Consider the following 15,644-nt stretch of genomic DNA (forward strand, 5'->3'; position numbering starts at 1 on the left):
GCAACCCGTCGGACAAGCTCGCATCAAATTTGCCGCACCCACGATCATTTTGGGAATAAATCCGAAAAGCCGCTGTTTGAAGATTGCAACCATCCTGTAACGTCAAAGGGGAGAGAACCATGTCGAACAAGACCTTGCTTGCCACGCTGACGCTCGGCGCCGCCATCGCCCTCGCCGGTCCGGCCTTTGCCGAGAAGTTCACGGCGAAGCTGGATGGCAAGAGCGAAGTGCCGCCGAATACCAGCGCCGCCACCGGCACCGCCGACATCGACTACGATGCCGCCAGCAAGAAGCTGAGCTGGAAGCTGACCTATTCCGGCCTGTCGGGTCCGGCCACCGCCGCGCATTTCCACGGCCCCGCCGAGGCCGGCAAGAATTCCGGTGTCGCGGTCGCCATCCCGAACGCGACATCGAGCCCGGTCGAAGGCAGCGCAACCCTGACCGACGCGCAGGCCGCCGATCTCCTCGCCGGCAAGTACTATGTCAACGTTCACACCGCGGCCAACCCGGGCGGTGAGATCCGCGGCCAAGTGACGAAGTAATCCGTCACCAAGTCATCCTGACGAAGTCGTCGTCGCGACGTCGCTTCAACAAGAAGCGGCCGACACAAAAAAGGGCGGACGCCTCGAAGCGTCCGCCCTTTTCATTGATCGAACGACGATGGGCCGAATGGCGATCAACCCTTCTTGAGGCGATAGGTCTCGTGGCAGCCGCCGCACTGCTTGCCGATCAGGCCCAATTCGACCTTCAGGGTATCCACATCCTTGATCTTGCCCTTGGCATCGGTGACGGCCTTGGCGAAGCTCGTTGCCTGCTGCGCGAAACCCGTCTTGTCTTCCCAGATTTTTGGCGAAGGGGCATAGTCACCGTCCAGCTTGACGCCCTTCATGCTCTCCGGAAACAGTGTCGGAAGCTGCTTGGCCGTGTCCTCGAACTGGGCCAGCGCGGCATTGACGGTCGCCTGGTCGTAGGGCTTCTCGCCCTTGAGCATCGCCGCCAGCGCGCCCGCATTCTTGCCATTGTCCTTCATCATGGCCTGGGTCTTCTTGACCTGATCCTGTTGGGCCACGACGGCACCGGCACTCAACGCAAGCATCGCTGCGACGACGACAATCCGCTTCATCGGCAAAACCCCTCAATTCCGCTCTGTCCCGGTCCGCGGTCTGCGGCCGGCCTGGTTTGCAAAACACCGCAGGCGGAATCTTCATTCCGCCTGCGACAATTTATCAGAGATTGTGGCGGCGCTGCGCCTCGCGGATCGCGATCCAGACCCGTTCCGGCGTCGCCGGCATGTCGATGTGGTCGATCTTGTACTCGCGATGCAGCCCCTCGACGATCGCGTTGACGACCGCCGGGCACGAGCCGATCGCGCCGGCCTCGCCCGCGCCCTTCACGCCCATTGGATTGGTCGTGCAGGGCACGTTATGGGTCTCGAACACGAAGGACGGCCCGTCGGAGGCGCGCGGCAGCGCATAGTCCATGAACGTGCCGGTGACGAGCTGACCGTCGGTCGGGCTGTACACCGCCTGCTCCATCAGCGCCTGTCCGATGCCCTGCATCGCGCCGCCATGAACCTGGCCCGCCAGCATCAGCGGATTGAGCGTGACGCCGAAATCGTCGACGATGACGTAGCTGACGATCTTGATGATGCCGGTGGCGGGATCGATCTCGACCTCGGCGAGGTGCGTGCCGTTCGGATAGGTGCCGTCGGCGCTAGCGAAGGTCGCGCTCGCATTCATCTTCGACGTATCGCCGCCGGGGCGTTTGGCGAGATCGGCAAAGCTGATCGAGCGGTCGGTGCCGGCGATGCGGATGCGGCCGTCGGCGATTTCGAGGTCGCCGGCGCCGGCTTCCAGCGCCTGCGCCGCGAGCTCCTTCAGCTTGTTGCCGAGATCATGCGTCGCGCGCTGCACGCTGACGCCGCCGGACGGAATCGATGCCGAGCCGCCGGTGCCGAGGCCGGTCGCGATCTTGTCGGTATCGCCCTGCAGCACATGGACGCGCTCGGGCGGCACGCCGAACTGCTCGGCGACGATCTGCGCATAGGCGGTCTGGTGGCCCTGCCCGCTCGACTGCGTGCCGATCAGGACCGAGATATCGCCATTGGCATCGAGCGCCACATTGGCGGTCTCCTCGCCCATGGTGCCGCAGACCTCGACATAGCTCGCCATGCCGATGCCCCGCACCAGGCCGTCCTTTCTGGCCGCCTTGGCGCGCTTCGGAAACTCCTTCCAGTTGGCAATCTCCATCGCGCGCTTCATGTGCGCGACGAAGTCGCCGGAGTCGTAGACCTTGCCGGTCGCGGTCGTGTAGGGCAGCGACTTCGGCGGAATGAAATTCTTCCGCCTGATGGCGTCCGGCGTCATGCCGAGCTTGCGCGCGGCGGCATCGACCAGGCGTTCGATGACATAGGCGGCCTCCGGGCGGCCGGCGCCGCGATAGGCATCGACCGGCACCGTGTTGGTGAACACGGTGCGGACCCGGCAGTGGAAGGCCTGGATGTCATAGAGGCCCGGCAGCATGCCGGCGCCGCCATGCGGGATATAAGGCGCGAAGGTCGAGAGATAGGCGCCCATGTCGCCCATCAGGTCGACATCCATGCCGAGGAATTTGCCGTCTTCGGCGAGCGCCATCTTCGCGGTGGTGAGATTGTCGCGGCCCTGCGCGTCGCCCATGAAATGGTCGGAGCGCTCGGCCGTCCATTTGATGCTCTTCTTGAGCTTGCGCGCGGCGACCGCGATCAGCGCATATTCGCGATAGGGAAACAGCTTGGTGCCGAAACCGCCGCCGACATCCGGGCAGATCACCCGCATGTTCTCCTTCGGCATCTTCAGGATCATGTCGCAGAGGATCTCGCGCAGGCGGTGGCTGCCCTGGCTGCCGATCGTCAGCGTCAGATGATCCTTCTTGGCGTCGTATTCCGCGACCGCGGCGCGCGTCTCCATGAAATTGGTGATGACGCGCGGATTGACGATGGTGATCTCGGCTACCGCATGCGCCTTGGCGAACGCGTCTTCGGCGGCCTTCTTGTCGCCGATCGAGACGTCGAACAGCACATTGCCGGGCTTGTCCGGCCAGACCTGCGGCGCGTCCTTCTTCACCGCATTGACGAGGCCGACCGCGGCCGGCAGCGGCGTCCATTTGACGTCGATCGCCTCGATCGCGTCACGGGCATGGTCGACGGTATCGGCGACCACGAAGGCTACCGCGTCGCCGACATGGCGCACCTCGTCCCTGGCGAGGATCGGATAAGGCGGAGCGGTGAACGGATCGGTTTCGAGATTGAACAGGCACGGCAGGCCGCCGAGCTCGGCGACGTCGGCGGCGGTCAGGATCAGCGCCACTCCGGGCATGCCGCGGGCCTTGCCGGCATCGATCGTATAGGTCGCGTGCGCATGCGGCGAACGCAGCATCAGCGCGTGCAATGCGGGAGACGGTGCAACGTCGTCGGTATAGCGGCCCCTGCCGCGAATCAGAGCGTCGTCCTCCTTGCGCCGCACACTTTGTCCGACGCCGAATTTGATGGGAGCTGCCATCGTCTCTCCAATTGCCTTGGTGTGTTTTGCGCATATTGGCGTGGTTGTCGGCGAAGCGCAAACCGCTTTCCGCCGCGCGCGGCGCTATCACACAGCCGCCTCCTATGCACTTGATTTGACAGGTAAAACTATACGCGGCGCAGCGCGAACAGCCAGCCGCGGCCGAACAGCGTGAGGATCGAGAGGGCATAGACGAAGACGCCGACGGCAATCAGCAGCAGCAGGATCAGCTCATCACGAAAGATCTGCATCGGCGCGAACCACACATAAGCGAAATGCGAGGTCAGCCACAGCGCGACCGCGAGCAGCACCCCGCACAGCGCGAAGGTGCCGAACGAGCGGATCATCGCGCGATCGAGCGCGAGGTAGCCGCGGCGCACGGCAAACATCAGCACCAGCAGCAGATTGATCCAGGCGCCGACCGCGGTCGCGAGCGCGAGCCCGACCTGCGCCAGCGTGCCGACCAGCGCGATCTTCAGCGCGACGTTGACCGCGACCCCGGTCAGCGCCGCTTTTACCGGCGTTGCAGTGTCCTTGCGGGCGTAGAAGGTCGCAACCGCGCTGCGGATCATCACGAACGGAATCAGCCCCACCGCATAGGCCGCGAGCGTGGCGCCGGCGGTTGCCGCATCGGCCTTGGAGAAGGCGCCGCGGGCGAACATCGCGCGCATGATCGGATCGGCCACGGTCAGGAACGCCGCCACGAACGGTACCGAGAACAGCAGCGTGAAATCGAAGGCGCGGCGCTGTGCAGCCATCGCGCCGGCGTGGTCGTCGGCGCTCAGCCGCCGCGACATCTCCGGCAGCAGCACGGTGCCGATCGCGATCCCGATCACGCCGATCGGCAATTGATTGAGGCGATCGGCATAATACAGCGCCGACAGCGCGCCTGCGGGGAGGAAGGTCGCGATGATGGTGTCGGCGAACAGCGCCACCTGCGTGCCCATCGAGCCCAGCGTCGCCGGACCCAGCGCGCGGAAGAAGCCGCGGACGTCCTCGTCGAGCCGCAAGGGCGCGAACCGCGGCAGGCCGCTGTGGCGCGCGAGGTCGCCGGCGAGCAGGAAGAATTGCAGGAAGCCCGAGATCAGCACGCCCCATGCCGCGGCGTGGCCCGCGCTGGGGAAGAAAGCCGCGAGCGCCAGCGTCATCATCATGGCGAGGTTGAGGAAGATCGGCGCCGCGGCCGCGCTGGCGAAGCGATGCATCACGTTGAGCATGCCGCCATAGAGCGTCACCAGCGTGATCAGCAGCAGATAGGGAAAGGTGATCCGCGTCAGCTCGATCGCGAGCTTGCGCTGCGCCGCGTCCTCGGTGAAGCCCGGCGCGAGGACGCTCATCGCCTGCGGCATGAACGCCATCGCCACCGCCAGCAGGATCACCTGCGAGGCGAACAGGAGCGTGAAGATGCGGTCGGCGAACAGCCGTGCGGACGCCTCGCCGCGCTCGCCATGGACATGGGCGTAGGCCGGCACGAAAGCGGCGTTGAAGGCGCCTTCGGCGAAGATCGCGCGGAAATGGTTGGGCAGCCGCAGCGCCACGAAGAAGGCGTCGGCAACCGGCCCCGCACCGAGGATCGCCGCGAGCATGATGTCGCGTGCGAACCCGGTGACCCGCGATAGCAGGGTATAGCCGCCGACGGTGAAGATGCGCCCAAGCATGCGCTGCTTCTAGCGCATGATTACGGTACGAAAAAGTTTCCTATCAGGCCTTTAACGATTTAGGCATGATCCTGCCCTAAAACCGGAAGCCACTTTTCGGGATCATGCCTGTAGCGCGCTGCGCACAGCCTGGATGACGCGGTCCTGCGTCGTCTCGTCGAGATAGGGGTGCATCGGCAGGGCGATGACGTCCTTCGACAGGCGCTCGCTGACCGGCAGGCCGCCGTCGGCAACCGGATAGTGGCTGTAGGCCGTCTGCTGGTGCACCGATTTGGGATAGTAGATCATGGTCGGGACGCCGTGCGCCTTCAGGGCCGCCGCGAAGGTGTCGCGATCGATGCCGTCGGACAGGCGGATGGTGTACTGCGCCCACACCGAGGTACAGCCCGGCGCAAGGCGCGGCACCGCGACGAGGTTGCCGAGCGCGCGCGAATAGCGCTCCGCCACCTTGTTGCGCGCCGCGATCTCGTCGTCGAAAATCTTCAGCTTCTCAAGCAGGATCGCCGCCTGCATGGTGTCGAGCCGCGCCGTGAGGCCGAGCCGCACGTTGTCGTACTTGTCCGAGCCCTGGCCGTGCACGCGGATGCTGCGCAGCGTGCGTGCGAGTTCCTCGTCGTCGGTGAAGATCGCGCCGCCGTCGCCGAAACAGCCGAGCGGCTTGGCCGGGAAGAAGCTGGTCCCGGTCGCGAGCCCGAAGGTGCCGAGCTTGCGGTTCTTGTAGGTTGCGCCGAAGCCCTGCGCGGCGTCATCGAGCACGAACAGGCCCTCGGCCTCGGCGACCGCGCCGATCGCATCGTGATCGGCGCTCTGGCCGAACAGGTCCACCGGGATCACGGCGACCGGCTTCAGGCCGCGCGCGCGCGCCGTCGCGATGCCGCGCTTCAGCGAGTTGACGTCGATGTTGAAGGTCTCCTCGTCGACGTCGACGAAAACCGGCGTCGCGCCGGTCAGCGTCACGACCTCGCCGGTCGCACAGAAGGTGAAGGTCGGGCACAACACCGCGTCGCCCGGCCCGACATTCTTCGCCATCAGGACCATCAAGAGCGCGTCGGTGCCGCTCGCACAGCTGACCACATGCTTTGCGCCGCTATAATCCGCCAGCGCCTTCTCCAGCGCGGTCACTTCGGGACCGTTGATGAACTGGCAATGGTCGAGCACGCGCGCGACCGCATCATCGATCGACTTGCCGAGCCGCCGGCGCTGCGCGGCGATATCGATGAAGGGAATGGGCTCAAGCTGCATATGCTGGTTCATGGAAGCTCTTTGCACGTGTTGAATGAATGAAAATCAGCCGGCGATGCGGCGCGGCCCCTTGCGCATTGTCGAGGCGGCGGGCCTGGCGGGCGATTCCAGGCAGCGGATCGCGATCTCGAGGCTCGCCACGCCCTCGTCGCCGGACACGGCCGGCAGCTTGCCGCCGCGCACGGCATCGAGGAAGGCGATCAGTTCGGCGCGCAGCGGCTCGTCGTGACCGACCGGCAGATGACGCATCGAATAGCTGCCGTCCGGCTTGAAGCCGAAACATTCGGTGACCTGACGCGTGAGCAGATCGCCCATCACATACTTGCCGCGGGTTGCGACCGTCACGTTGCGTGCCTTGAACGGCGTCAGCCAGTTGGTGTTGATGTGGGCGAGCACGCCGGACGCGGTACGGAACTGCAGCAGCGCGATGTCCTCGCGCTCGGCGACGGCGCTCGAGAGCTGCGGCTGCACCTCGACGATGTCGGACTCGGTGAACCAGCGGATCAGGTCGATGTCGTGCACGGCAAGATCGATCACGACGCCGACATTGGACATTCGCGGCGGGAACGGGCCGACCCGGGTGATGCCGATCGACAGGATGTCCTCGCCGGAGATCGCCTTCTTGATCGCGGCGACCGCCGGATTGAAGCGCTCGACATGGCCGACCATCAGCGTGACGCCGGCCCGCTCGGCGGCCGCGACGATCTCGCGGCCCTCTTCGACCGTGGATGCGACCGGCTTCTCGACCAGGATGTGAATGTTGCGCGCGATGCAGGCGAGCGCGATCTCGTGATGCAGATGGGTGGGGGCAGCGATCGTCACCGCATCGATGCCCTCGGCGAACAGCTGATCGAGGCTTTCGAAGGCGCGGCAGCCGACCAGGTCGATGGCGCGGGTGCGATGTTCCGGCAGCGGATCGACGATGCCGATCAACAGCACCCCGGGCAGTCCGGCCAGCACGCGGGCATGGTTGCTGCCCATCACGCCGGCGCCGATCACGCCGACGCGCAATGCGCGGCCGATATCGGCCTTCGCGCCGGCTGCGGACACTTTTGCATTCATATCGTAGACCCCAAGTAACGTTCTGGCGGTTGTCCCGGCTTCTCAGGGAGCCGTCCCGGCTCCGAGGGAATCAGTACCAAGGCCCCTCTGCCCGATCCGCGCCTTTGGCGCAAATCACGACCGCTTCGTTGGCAGCCGCTATAGCACGGCGTCACAAATGTGGCGAATGCCAACGGCGAAATCCGGACACGTTTTGATTCAAAGAGTTACATCGCCCGCAACTCGATCTTGAGCGCGGGCCCGTTGGCCTCAGGTGCGCCGATAATCATCCTCGATGCGGATGATGTCGTCCTCGCCGAGATAGCTGCCGGTCTGCACCTCGATCAGCTCGAGCTGGATCTTGCCCGGGTTCTCCAGCCGGTGCACCGCGCCGATCGGGATGTAGATCGATTCGTTCTCGTGCACCGTCTTGATCAGCTCGTTGACGGTGACCTGCGCGGTGCCGCGCACCACGATCCAGTGCTCGGAGCGGTGATGGTGCTTCTGGAGGGACAGCCGTCCGCCCGGCTTGACGACGATGCGCTTGACCTGGTGGCGATCGCCATTGTCGACCGACTGATAGGAGCCCCAGGGGCGATGCACCTTGATGTGGTTCTCGGTCACCTCCGGCGCCGCCACTTTCAGTTTCGCGACCAGGCGCTTCAGCCCATTGGCGTCCTTCTGGCGTGACACCAGCACGGCGTCCTGGGTCGCGACCACGACGAGATCGTCGACGCCTTCGAGCGCAACCAGCGCCCGGTCGGTCGAGACGTTGCAATTGCGGGAGTCCTCGAACACCGCCTTGCCCCGCGCCGCGTTGCCGAGGCTGTCCTTGTCGGCGAGCTCCCAGACCTGACGCCACGAGCCGATGTCGGACCAGCCGCACGCCACCGGCACCACCGCGGCATGCGATGTCTTCTCCATGACGGCGTAGTCGATCGAGATCGCCTTCGCCGCGCCGAAGGCCGGCGCATCGAGCTTGACGAAGCCGAGATCGCGCGCCGCCGACGTAACCGACTGCTCCACCGAGGCCACGCTGTCCGCATCGACATTGCGGTACTCGTCGAGCAGCACGCTTGCGCGGAACATGAAGTTGCCGCTGTTCCAGAGATAACCTGCATCGATATAGCCCGCCGCGGTCGCGGCATCCGGCTTCTCGACGAATTTCGCCACCGCGCGCACCTCTCCGGCGACCACCTCACCCGGATTGATGTAGCCGTATTCGGTGGCCGGCCGCTCCGGCTTGACGCCGAATGTCACGATGCGGCCGGTGTCCGCAGCCACCAACCCACCGCGGCACGCGGCGACGAAGGCCGGGGTGTCCCGCACCAGATGGTCGGCGGCCAGCGCCAGCACGATCGCCTCGCTGTCGCGGCTCTGCGCGAACGCCGCACCGGCCGCGATCGCCGGCCCCGAGTCGCGGCGCATCGGCTCCAGCAGCACGTCGGCCTCGCGGCCGATCTCGGCCAGTTGCTCCAGCACCATGAAGCGATAGGCCTCGTTGGTGATCACGATGGGACGCTCGAACAAAGTCGGATCAGAAACTCGCAGCAGCGTCTCCTGGAAGGTCGAGCGGGCCCCGAACAGCGACAGGAACTGCTTCGGATGCACCTCGCGTGACGCCGGCCACAGCCGCGTGCCCGCGCCGCCGCACATGATCAGGGGAATAATTCGTCGATCCATCGATGCCTCAAGTCCTGTCGTGCAAATCCTGTCGTATCCGCCTGCCGACGACACACCAAATCAGCCCGGGCCATCGCAGCCGGCGGCCCTGTTACCTAGGAAGCACTATCCAAGCAGTAGCACGCGCCCCCGCGCGTCTGGTCGGATTTTACCGGTAACCTAAATCCCCGGTGAGTGGCCGGCCGTCCCCCGTTTCGGCCTCTTTAGCCACCCCTTCGCGCCTGCCGCAATAGGGACCAGTACGGGTATTGCCAGATCGGCGCGGAAACCATACCAAGGCGGCGAATTTGGGCGCGCGAAAGCGTTTTGCGCTGTTTTTGACACATTCTGAAACCTGGCAGCGCGAACGGAAATGCGCCGAATCCTGCTTTCGACCGTCAAGATCCTGATCTCGGCCGCGCTGCTCTATTTCTCGCTGCGCAAGGTCAATCTGTACGACCTTGCCTCCCGTATCCAGGTCGAGAGCCTGGGCTGGCTCGGGCTCGCGATTGCGGTCACGTTCCTGCAGATCTTTCTCGGGGTGTTGCGCTGGCGGGAGATCAGCGTGGAGTGCGGCGCTCCGCTGGAGACCGCTCAGGCCATGCGCTTCAATGTGATCGGCACCTTCTTCAACCAGACACTGCCGTCCTCGATCGGCGGCGACGCGGTCCGGCTCTGGCTCGTCGCGCGTGCCGGTGCGGGCTGGCGCGCAGCCACCTATTCGATTTTCGTCGACCGCGCGATCGGACTGATCGCCCTCGCCGTCGTCATCGCCGCCACCCTGCCCTGGAGCTATCGGCTGATTTCCGATTCCAACGGCTGGATGGCGTTGCTGCTTCTCGACCTCGCCGCACTCGCGGCCGGATTTGGCTTCCTGCTGATCGGCGTGTTGCCATGGGCCTGGCTGAAGCAATGGTGGGCGACGCATCACATCCACGCCTGCGCGGTCATCGCGAACCGGGTGTTGTTCAGCCGCAAGCACGGATTGAGGGTCGCAACCCTCTCGATCGCCATTCACGTGGTGACCGTCGTGATCGCCTGGTGCGTGGTGAAGTCGATCACCGCCCCCGTCACCTTCGGCCAGATCTTCCAGTTGTTGCCGCCGGTGATGCTGATCACGATGATGCCGATCTCGATCGCAGGCTGGGGCGTGCGCGAGGCCACGATGGCGCTGGCCTTCGGCTACGCCGGATTGATCGCGAATGAGGGCGTCAACATCTCGCTGTTGTTCGGCGCAGTATCGTTCGTGGTTGGCGTGTTTGGCGGCCTGGTGTGGATCCTGAGCCCGGAAAAGGCCGCCAAGGGCACAGAGCCGATCGAAGTCCCGGGATCGCAATCGCGAGTCCCGGGATCGCAATAGCCGGACCAGAATGAGCGCTTTCGAAATCCTCTTGTCATTGATCGCAGCGGTTCTGGCTGCGTCGATCTCGGCTGTCCTGATCCAGGCGACGCGGCCGCTGCTGCTGCGTGTGGCACTGGCGAAGCCGAATGCGCGCTCGTCGCACCGTATTCCAACGCCGCAGGGTGCCGGCATCGCGGTCACGGCGGCGACGCTGCTGGCGGGCGGGATCGTCATCGTCCTGGCCGGATCGCAGGACCTGACGATTCCCTTCATCGTCTTCGCGGCCTGCCTGTTCATCGCGGTGGTGGGCTTTGCCGACGACATCCGCTCGCTGCCCGTCGTCCCGCGGCTGCTGATGCAGGCCGCCGCCGTTGCGGCCGTGGTGTTTTCCGCGCCTGATGGTCTCAGGCTGGTTCCAGCCGGCCCGCTCTGGCTCGAACGCGGCCTGCTGCTGATCGCCGGCCTCTGGTTCGTGAACCTCGTCAACTTCATGGACGGGCTCGACCTGATGACCGCGGCCGAGGCCGTGCCGATCACCGTGGCGATCGCCCTGCTCGGTAGCTTCGGCCATGTCCCCGCAGCTCCCGCGCTGGTCGCGGCAGCGCTGTGCGGCGCGCTGCTCGGCTTCGCGCCCTTCAACCGACCGGTCGCAAGGATATTCCTCGGCGATGTCGGCAGCCTGCCGATCGGCTTGCTGCTCGGCTGGTGCCTGCTCGAGCTCGCCCTGCATCGGCAATTCGCCGCCGCGCTGCTGTTGCCGCTGTACTATCTGACGGACGCGACGGTCACGCTGTTTCGCCGCATGGCGCGGCGCGAGCCTTTCTGGGCCGCGCATCGCTCGCACTTCTACCAGCGCGCGACCGACAACGGGTTCACGGTGTGGCGCGTCGTCGGCGAGGTGTTTGCGCTCAACGCGGTGCTGGCGCTGCTCGCATTCGCCTCGGTCGCCCTCAATTCGCTCACCGCGGACATCGCGCTGCTGCTGGCCGGCGCGCTCGCCGTCGCCTGGCAGCTGCGGCGGTTCTCGCGACCGCTCTGATCGCCTCAGCTATCCGTTTGACGCAGCGCGCGCCGCAGCCCCTCGTCGAGGCTGATCGGCTGCTGCCATCCGGTGCCCGCGATCTTGGAGAGATCAAGCTCGAGCGAGGCGAACAGGCTGTCATAAGCTTCCTTGCGGCCGCTGATCCCGAGCGCCATCTTCAGGAGCGGCGCCGGCAGCCAGAACAGACGCGGCGCGGTGTCCGCCGCCCGGGCCAGGCGCTCGACGAATTCCCGCGTCGAGACCTGCTCGCGGTCAGCCACCAGGAACACGTCGAAATCGTTTCCCGGGTGCGACAACCGGTGCAAGATGAACGACGCGAGGTTTTCCGCCGACACGAACGCGCGGCGATTCTTCACATAAGCGAGCGGTAGCGGCATGCGATTGATCACGGCACGCCTGAGCAACGCGAAATTTCCCTTGGCGCCGGCGCCGTAGATCAGCGGCGGCCTGATGACGGTCACCCTCATGCCGCTGCCCGGCACAATTTCCTTCAAGCCAACCTCGGCGGCCGCCTTCGAGTTTCCGTAGAGGCCGCGCGGTGTCAGGACATCGTCCTCGCGAAACGGAGGACGCCCGTAATTGCTGCGCCCATGCACCAGGATCGTGCTGACGAAAATGAAATCGCGCACGCCGGCGGCGGCCGCGGAACGTGCCAGATGCAGCGTGCCCTCGATATTGACGTTGCGGTAGAGCTCTATCGCCTGCTCGTCGGACTGCTGGTGGACGCGGGCCGCAAGATGAACAACGGCGTCCACGCCATCGAGCGCGGCGCCCCAATTGGTGACCGGACTGAGCGAGTCGATCGTCACGTCGTTCGCATCCTGCGGCGCCGTTCGCACCGCGCGTCGTACCACCCAGCCGTTGCGCGCCAATACGGGCACGACGTGGCGGCCGACGAAGCCGCTGGCACCCGTCACCAGAACCGTCCGGCGACCATCATTCATACCATCCGCTCCACATCGCGATTGGATAGCAGCTCCTGGACCAGCGCAGCATAGCTCGCGAGCGCCCGCTCGGGACTGAAGGTCCGCGCGGTCGCGACGGCGCGCTCGGCCATCGCGGCGTCCTGCGATCGCGACGCCAGGCGGATGGCGTCGGCCAGTTGATCGGGCCTTCCCGGCGTGACGACCCAGCCCAGCCGGTTTTCGCTGACGGTGAGCGCGGCCTCTGCCTCGGGCTCGGAGACGAGAATGACGGGGCGACCGGCCGCGAGCAGATTATAGAACCGGCTCGGCACCGACACGCCGGCGACGTCCTTGCGATAGGGAATGAGCCAGACGTCTGCGCTGGAGAGCAGCGCATCCAGCTCGCTGTCCGCGACGCGGTCGACCAGCGTGACGTTGGCAAGCCGGGCGGTGGCCTGCAGTTCCTTGAGCCGCGCGAAGCCGATGCCCCATCCCGAGAGCAGGAAGTGGATCTCGCTTTCGTCACGCAGCAGCCGCGCGGCCTCGAACACGATGTCCGGATCATGGGTGAAGCCGAGATTGCCTGACAGCCCGACGACGAAGCGGGCGGCGATGGCCTTGCGAAACGGATTGTCGGGGCTCACGGGACGGTTGCCGGGCGCGAGCGTGGCCCAGTTCGGGATGAACCTGATCTTGTCCTGAGTCATTCCGCCAAATCGCAGCAGCAGCTTCTCGGCGTCGCGGCCGATCACGATGACAGCGTTCAGGGCCCGGAACATCAGCGCATTGATCGCGCGCATCGCCCGCGCGACCAGCGAGGACGACCGCAGCAGCCCGGCCATCACGAGCACGTCGGGAAACAGGTCGTGCAGGATCAGCGCCGACTTGGCCCCCTTCAACCTTGCCGCGGCGGCAACCGCATAGGGCAGCGCGAAGGGAGCGGTCACCGTCAGCGCCACGTCGCCCCGCTTCAGCCGCGACAACAGCGCAAAAAAGATCCGGCCGGTGAACAGCGCCTCGGCCAGCGCGCGCTTGATCAGCGCCGCCTTTCCAGGCAGCCAGTTCCTGATCTCGACGACGGCGGGCCGCCCGGGCGCCGGCGCCCGCGCCGAGCCCGGCATCCCCGAGACCACCATCACCTCCGCCTCCTGCGCGATCCGTTCGGCGATCGCAGACATGATCGCGGCGGTCGTGCTGTGGTCCGGCGGATAGTGCTGGCTGACGACCACGACTTTTCGAGAACTACGCATCAATGGCTTTCGAAACGGTCCTGTCTCGGCGTCCGCAGAACGGCGCGGTCAGGCGGCATTCGATCCGAACTCGGGCACGGCGTCCTGAAGGACGGCGCGGATGGTCACACGGTCATCTCTCTCGATCGCATCCTCCAGCGCCGCAAGCCACTTGCGCAGCGTCGACATCGGAGGCTGGTTCGGCTTGGCCGCCATGACGCCGGCGACGCCGATCTCAAGCGTCGGTTCCTGGCTTGCGAACAGGATCTCGTTCAGCCGCTCGCCGGGACGGATGCCGCTGAACACGATCTCGACGTCGACGCCGGGTTGCAGGCCCGACAGACGGATCATCCGCTCGGCGAGATCGACGATCTTCACCGGTTGGCCCATGTTCAGCACATAGACCGAGACGTCGGGCCTCGCAGGCGTCATGGCGTGCGTCGCCGCCGTGATCACGAGATCGCAGGCCTCGCGGATCGTCATGAAATAGCGAACCATGTCCGGATGGGTCACCGTGATCGGTCCGCCGCTCTCGATCTGCGCCTTGAATTTCGGCACCACCGATCCATTGGACGCCAGCACGTTGCCGAACCGCACCGAGATCAGCCGCATGTGCGGCCTGCCCTTTGCCTCGGTCATCAGGTCATGGTCCAGCGCCTGACAATACATCTCGGCGAACCGCTTGGTCAGGCCCAGCATCGACACCGGCTCGATCGCCTTGTCGGTCGAGATCATCACCATCGCGCTCGCGCCCGCGGCATGCGCGGCGTCGGCCACGTTCACCGACCCGAAGATGTTGGTCTTGACCCCTTCGCTCCAGTCGCGCTCCAGGATCGGTACATGCTTGAGCGCCGCGGCATGGAACACGATGTCGGGCTTGAACTCGCTCATCAGCCGCGTGATGCGCTCGCGATCCCGGATATCGGCGATCCGGCCCTCGATCTCGGGGCCGGAGTCGCGCGCGGCCAGCGCCTCGGTGACCGCATAGAGCGCCGGCTCCGAGTTCTCCACGACCAGGAGGCGCGCCGCGCCGAAAGTCGCGACCCGTTCGCAGATTTCGGCGCCGATCGAGCCGCCGCCGCCGGTCACGATGACCGACTTGCCCCGCACCAGCGTCTCGAGCCGCGCGTAGTCGATCTTCTGGCTCGGGCGCAGCAGCAGGTCCTCGACGGCGACGTTGGTCAGTCGCGGCGCGTCGCCGCCCTCCAGCGACGGCAGGCGACTGACCATCACGCCGAGCCGCCGGGCGCGCATCAGCACGCTTTCCGGATGCGCTTCGGGTTCGAAGGCCGACGGTGTCATGACCACGCGCTTGATCGGCCGCTGGCGGGTCTCGAAATCCCGAATCACGGCCTCGATGTCGTCGACGCCGCCGACCACGGGAATGTTGCGGATCATCTGGCCGCGGTCCGCGTCCGACGGCGAGAGCACGCCGACCGGCCAGAGCCGCTTGATCGCGCCATTCTCGATGCCGCGCAGCACGACTTCGGCATCGGCCGTACGTCCGACCAGCAGCGCCGGCGCGGCATTGTCGGATCGGGCATGCAGGCGCGTGCGCGAATAACGGAAATAGCGGTAGCCGAGACGCAACGCGCTCAGCGCGAACACCTCGAGGAAGAAGAACAGGATGATCGTGACCCGGCCGAGGAACACCGGGCTTTGCGAATTCGTTCCGGTGAAGAAGTAGACGTAGTCCAGCACGACCAGTGCCAGGGTCAGCACGGCTGCAACCCGCAGGATATTCACCGCGTCCGGCAGCGAGGTGAAGCGCCATTTCGCCGTGGTCAGATTGGAGAAATAGCTGACGAAAACGCTGAACAGCACGAACCAGGGCAGAATCAGCAGCAGATGCGGCAATCGATCGGTGAGGAGACTGCCCTCGAAACGCAGATAGAAGCTCGCCAGCAACGCAAACGTCGTCGCGAGCGCGTCATGCACCAAAATCAGGAAATTGCGCAGGGTGAGTTGTGAAAGACGCGTCATCTAA

Annotated in this window: 12 protein-coding genes; 3 read left to right on the plus strand and 9 right to left on the minus strand. The window is 65.6% G+C overall.

Annotated features, from left to right (window positions below):
- Positions 1 to 119: 119 nt before the first annotated feature.
- Positions 120 to 542, plus strand: a complete 423-nt coding sequence (locus E2I15_RS17400; protein WP_137480177.1) for a CHRD domain-containing protein — start codon at positions 120 to 122, stop codon at positions 540 to 542.
- A 134-nt stretch (positions 543 to 676) separates the two neighbouring features.
- Here E2I15_RS17400 and E2I15_RS17405 read toward each other — a convergent pair whose 3' ends face one another.
- The 6 genes from E2I15_RS17405 to E2I15_RS17430 form a co-directional block, all read right to left on the minus strand.
- Entirely contained in the window at positions 677 to 1,123 is a 447-nt protein-coding gene (locus E2I15_RS17405; protein ID WP_137480179.1) for a c-type cytochrome, read from the minus strand.
- Positions 1,124 to 1,226: 103 nt separating this feature from the next.
- Positions 1,227 to 3,536 (minus strand): xanthine dehydrogenase family protein molybdopterin-binding subunit, encoded by a 2,310-nt coding sequence (locus E2I15_RS17410; RefSeq protein WP_137480181.1) that lies wholly within the window; start codon positions 3,534 to 3,536, stop codon positions 1,227 to 1,229.
- 128 nt (positions 3,537 to 3,664) lie between these two features.
- The gene (gene murJ, locus E2I15_RS17415) at positions 3,665 to 5,194 is read right to left on the minus strand and encodes a murein biosynthesis integral membrane protein MurJ (RefSeq protein ID WP_137480183.1); all 1,530 of its coding nucleotides are present in this window, start codon (positions 5,192 to 5,194) and stop codon (positions 3,665 to 3,667) included.
- A 102-nt stretch (positions 5,195 to 5,296) separates the two neighbouring features.
- Entirely contained in the window at positions 5,297 to 6,448 is a 1,152-nt protein-coding gene (locus E2I15_RS17420) for a DegT/DnrJ/EryC1/StrS family aminotransferase (protein WP_137480185.1), read from the minus strand.
- Positions 6,449 to 6,481: 33 nt separating this feature from the next.
- Positions 6,482 to 7,498: a Gfo/Idh/MocA family protein gene (locus E2I15_RS17425; RefSeq protein WP_137480187.1), complete on the minus strand. Its 1,017-nt coding sequence runs from the start codon at positions 7,496 to 7,498 to the stop codon at positions 6,482 to 6,484.
- 249 nt (positions 7,499 to 7,747) lie between these two features.
- The gene (locus E2I15_RS17430; protein WP_137480189.1) at positions 7,748 to 9,160 is read right to left on the minus strand and encodes a mannose-1-phosphate guanylyltransferase/mannose-6-phosphate isomerase; all 1,413 of its coding nucleotides are present in this window, start codon (positions 9,158 to 9,160) and stop codon (positions 7,748 to 7,750) included.
- A 352-nt stretch (positions 9,161 to 9,512) separates the two neighbouring features.
- Here E2I15_RS17430 and E2I15_RS17435 point away from each other — a divergent pair, with 352 nt between their 5' ends.
- Both E2I15_RS17435 and E2I15_RS17440 read left to right on the plus strand, forming a co-directional pair.
- Positions 9,513 to 10,499 carry a lysylphosphatidylglycerol synthase transmembrane domain-containing protein gene (locus E2I15_RS17435; protein ID WP_137480191.1) on the plus strand — a complete coding sequence of 329 codons (987 nt, stop codon included), beginning with the start codon at positions 9,513 to 9,515 and terminating at the stop codon, positions 10,497 to 10,499.
- A gap of 10 nt (positions 10,500 to 10,509) precedes the next feature.
- Positions 10,510 to 11,520, plus strand: a complete 1,011-nt coding sequence (locus E2I15_RS17440; protein WP_137480193.1) for an MraY family glycosyltransferase — start codon at positions 10,510 to 10,512, stop codon at positions 11,518 to 11,520.
- Positions 11,521 to 11,525: 5 nt separating this feature from the next.
- Here the strand turns inward: E2I15_RS17440 and E2I15_RS17445 are convergent, their stop codons facing one another.
- Genes E2I15_RS17445 through E2I15_RS17455 form a run of 3 tightly spaced genes read right to left on the minus strand, consistent with a single transcriptional unit; the run spans position 11,526 to position 15,640 of the window.
- Positions 11,526 to 12,467 carry an NAD-dependent epimerase/dehydratase family protein gene (locus E2I15_RS17445; protein ID WP_137480195.1) on the minus strand — a complete coding sequence of 314 codons (942 nt, stop codon included), beginning with the start codon at positions 12,465 to 12,467 and terminating at the stop codon, positions 11,526 to 11,528.
- A complete protein-coding gene (locus E2I15_RS17450) occupies positions 12,464 to 13,678 on the minus strand; it encodes a glycosyltransferase family 4 protein (RefSeq protein WP_137480197.1) in 1,215 nt (404 codons plus the stop codon). The genes E2I15_RS17445 and E2I15_RS17450 overlap by 4 nt, the downstream gene beginning before the upstream one ends.
- A 48-nt stretch (positions 13,679 to 13,726) precedes the next feature.
- Entirely contained in the window at positions 13,727 to 15,640 is a 1,914-nt protein-coding gene (locus E2I15_RS17455) for a nucleoside-diphosphate sugar epimerase/dehydratase (RefSeq protein WP_137480199.1), read from the minus strand.
- Between the last annotated feature and the right edge of the window lie 4 nt (positions 15,641 to 15,644).

The organism is Bradyrhizobium sp. BR2003 (genome assembly GCF_009720285.1).
Taxonomy (GTDB): domain Bacteria; phylum Pseudomonadota; class Alphaproteobacteria; order Rhizobiales; family Xanthobacteraceae; genus Bradyrhizobium; species Bradyrhizobium elkanii.

Bases quoted from the DNA above. Each gene is read 5' to 3' on its own strand.
- E2I15_RS17455 (WP_137480199.1), bottom strand. From the start codon at position 15,640: ATGACGCGTCTTTCACAACTCACCCTGCGCAATTTCCTGATTTTGGTG.
- E2I15_RS17400 (WP_137480177.1), top strand. From the start codon at position 120: ATGTCGAACAAGACCTTGCTTGCCACGCTGACGCTCGGCGCCGCCATC.
- murJ (WP_137480183.1), bottom strand. From the start codon at position 5,194: ATGCTTGGGCGCATCTTCACCGTCGGCGGCTATACCCTGCTATCGCGG.
- E2I15_RS17445 (WP_137480195.1), bottom strand. From the start codon at position 12,467: ATGAATGATGGTCGCCGGACGGTTCTGGTGACGGGTGCCAGCGGCTTC.
- E2I15_RS17420 (WP_137480185.1), bottom strand. From the start codon at position 6,448: ATGAACCAGCATATGCAGCTTGAGCCCATTCCCTTCATCGATATCGCC.
- E2I15_RS17450 (WP_137480197.1), bottom strand. From the start codon at position 13,678: ATGCGTAGTTCTCGAAAAGTCGTGGTCGTCAGCCAGCACTATCCGCCG.
- E2I15_RS17410 (WP_137480181.1), bottom strand. From the start codon at position 3,536: ATGGCAGCTCCCATCAAATTCGGCGTCGGACAAAGTGTGCGGCGCAAG.
- E2I15_RS17440 (WP_137480193.1), top strand. From the start codon at position 10,510: ATGAGCGCTTTCGAAATCCTCTTGTCATTGATCGCAGCGGTTCTGGCT.
- E2I15_RS17405 (WP_137480179.1), bottom strand. From the start codon at position 1,123: ATGAAGCGGATTGTCGTCGTCGCAGCGATGCTTGCGTTGAGTGCCGGT.
- E2I15_RS17430 (WP_137480189.1), bottom strand. From the start codon at position 9,160: ATGGATCGACGAATTATTCCCCTGATCATGTGCGGCGGCGCGGGCACG.
- E2I15_RS17425 (WP_137480187.1), bottom strand. From the start codon at position 7,498: ATGAATGCAAAAGTGTCCGCAGCCGGCGCGAAGGCCGATATCGGCCGC.
- E2I15_RS17435 (WP_137480191.1), top strand. From the start codon at position 9,513: ATGCGCCGAATCCTGCTTTCGACCGTCAAGATCCTGATCTCGGCCGCG.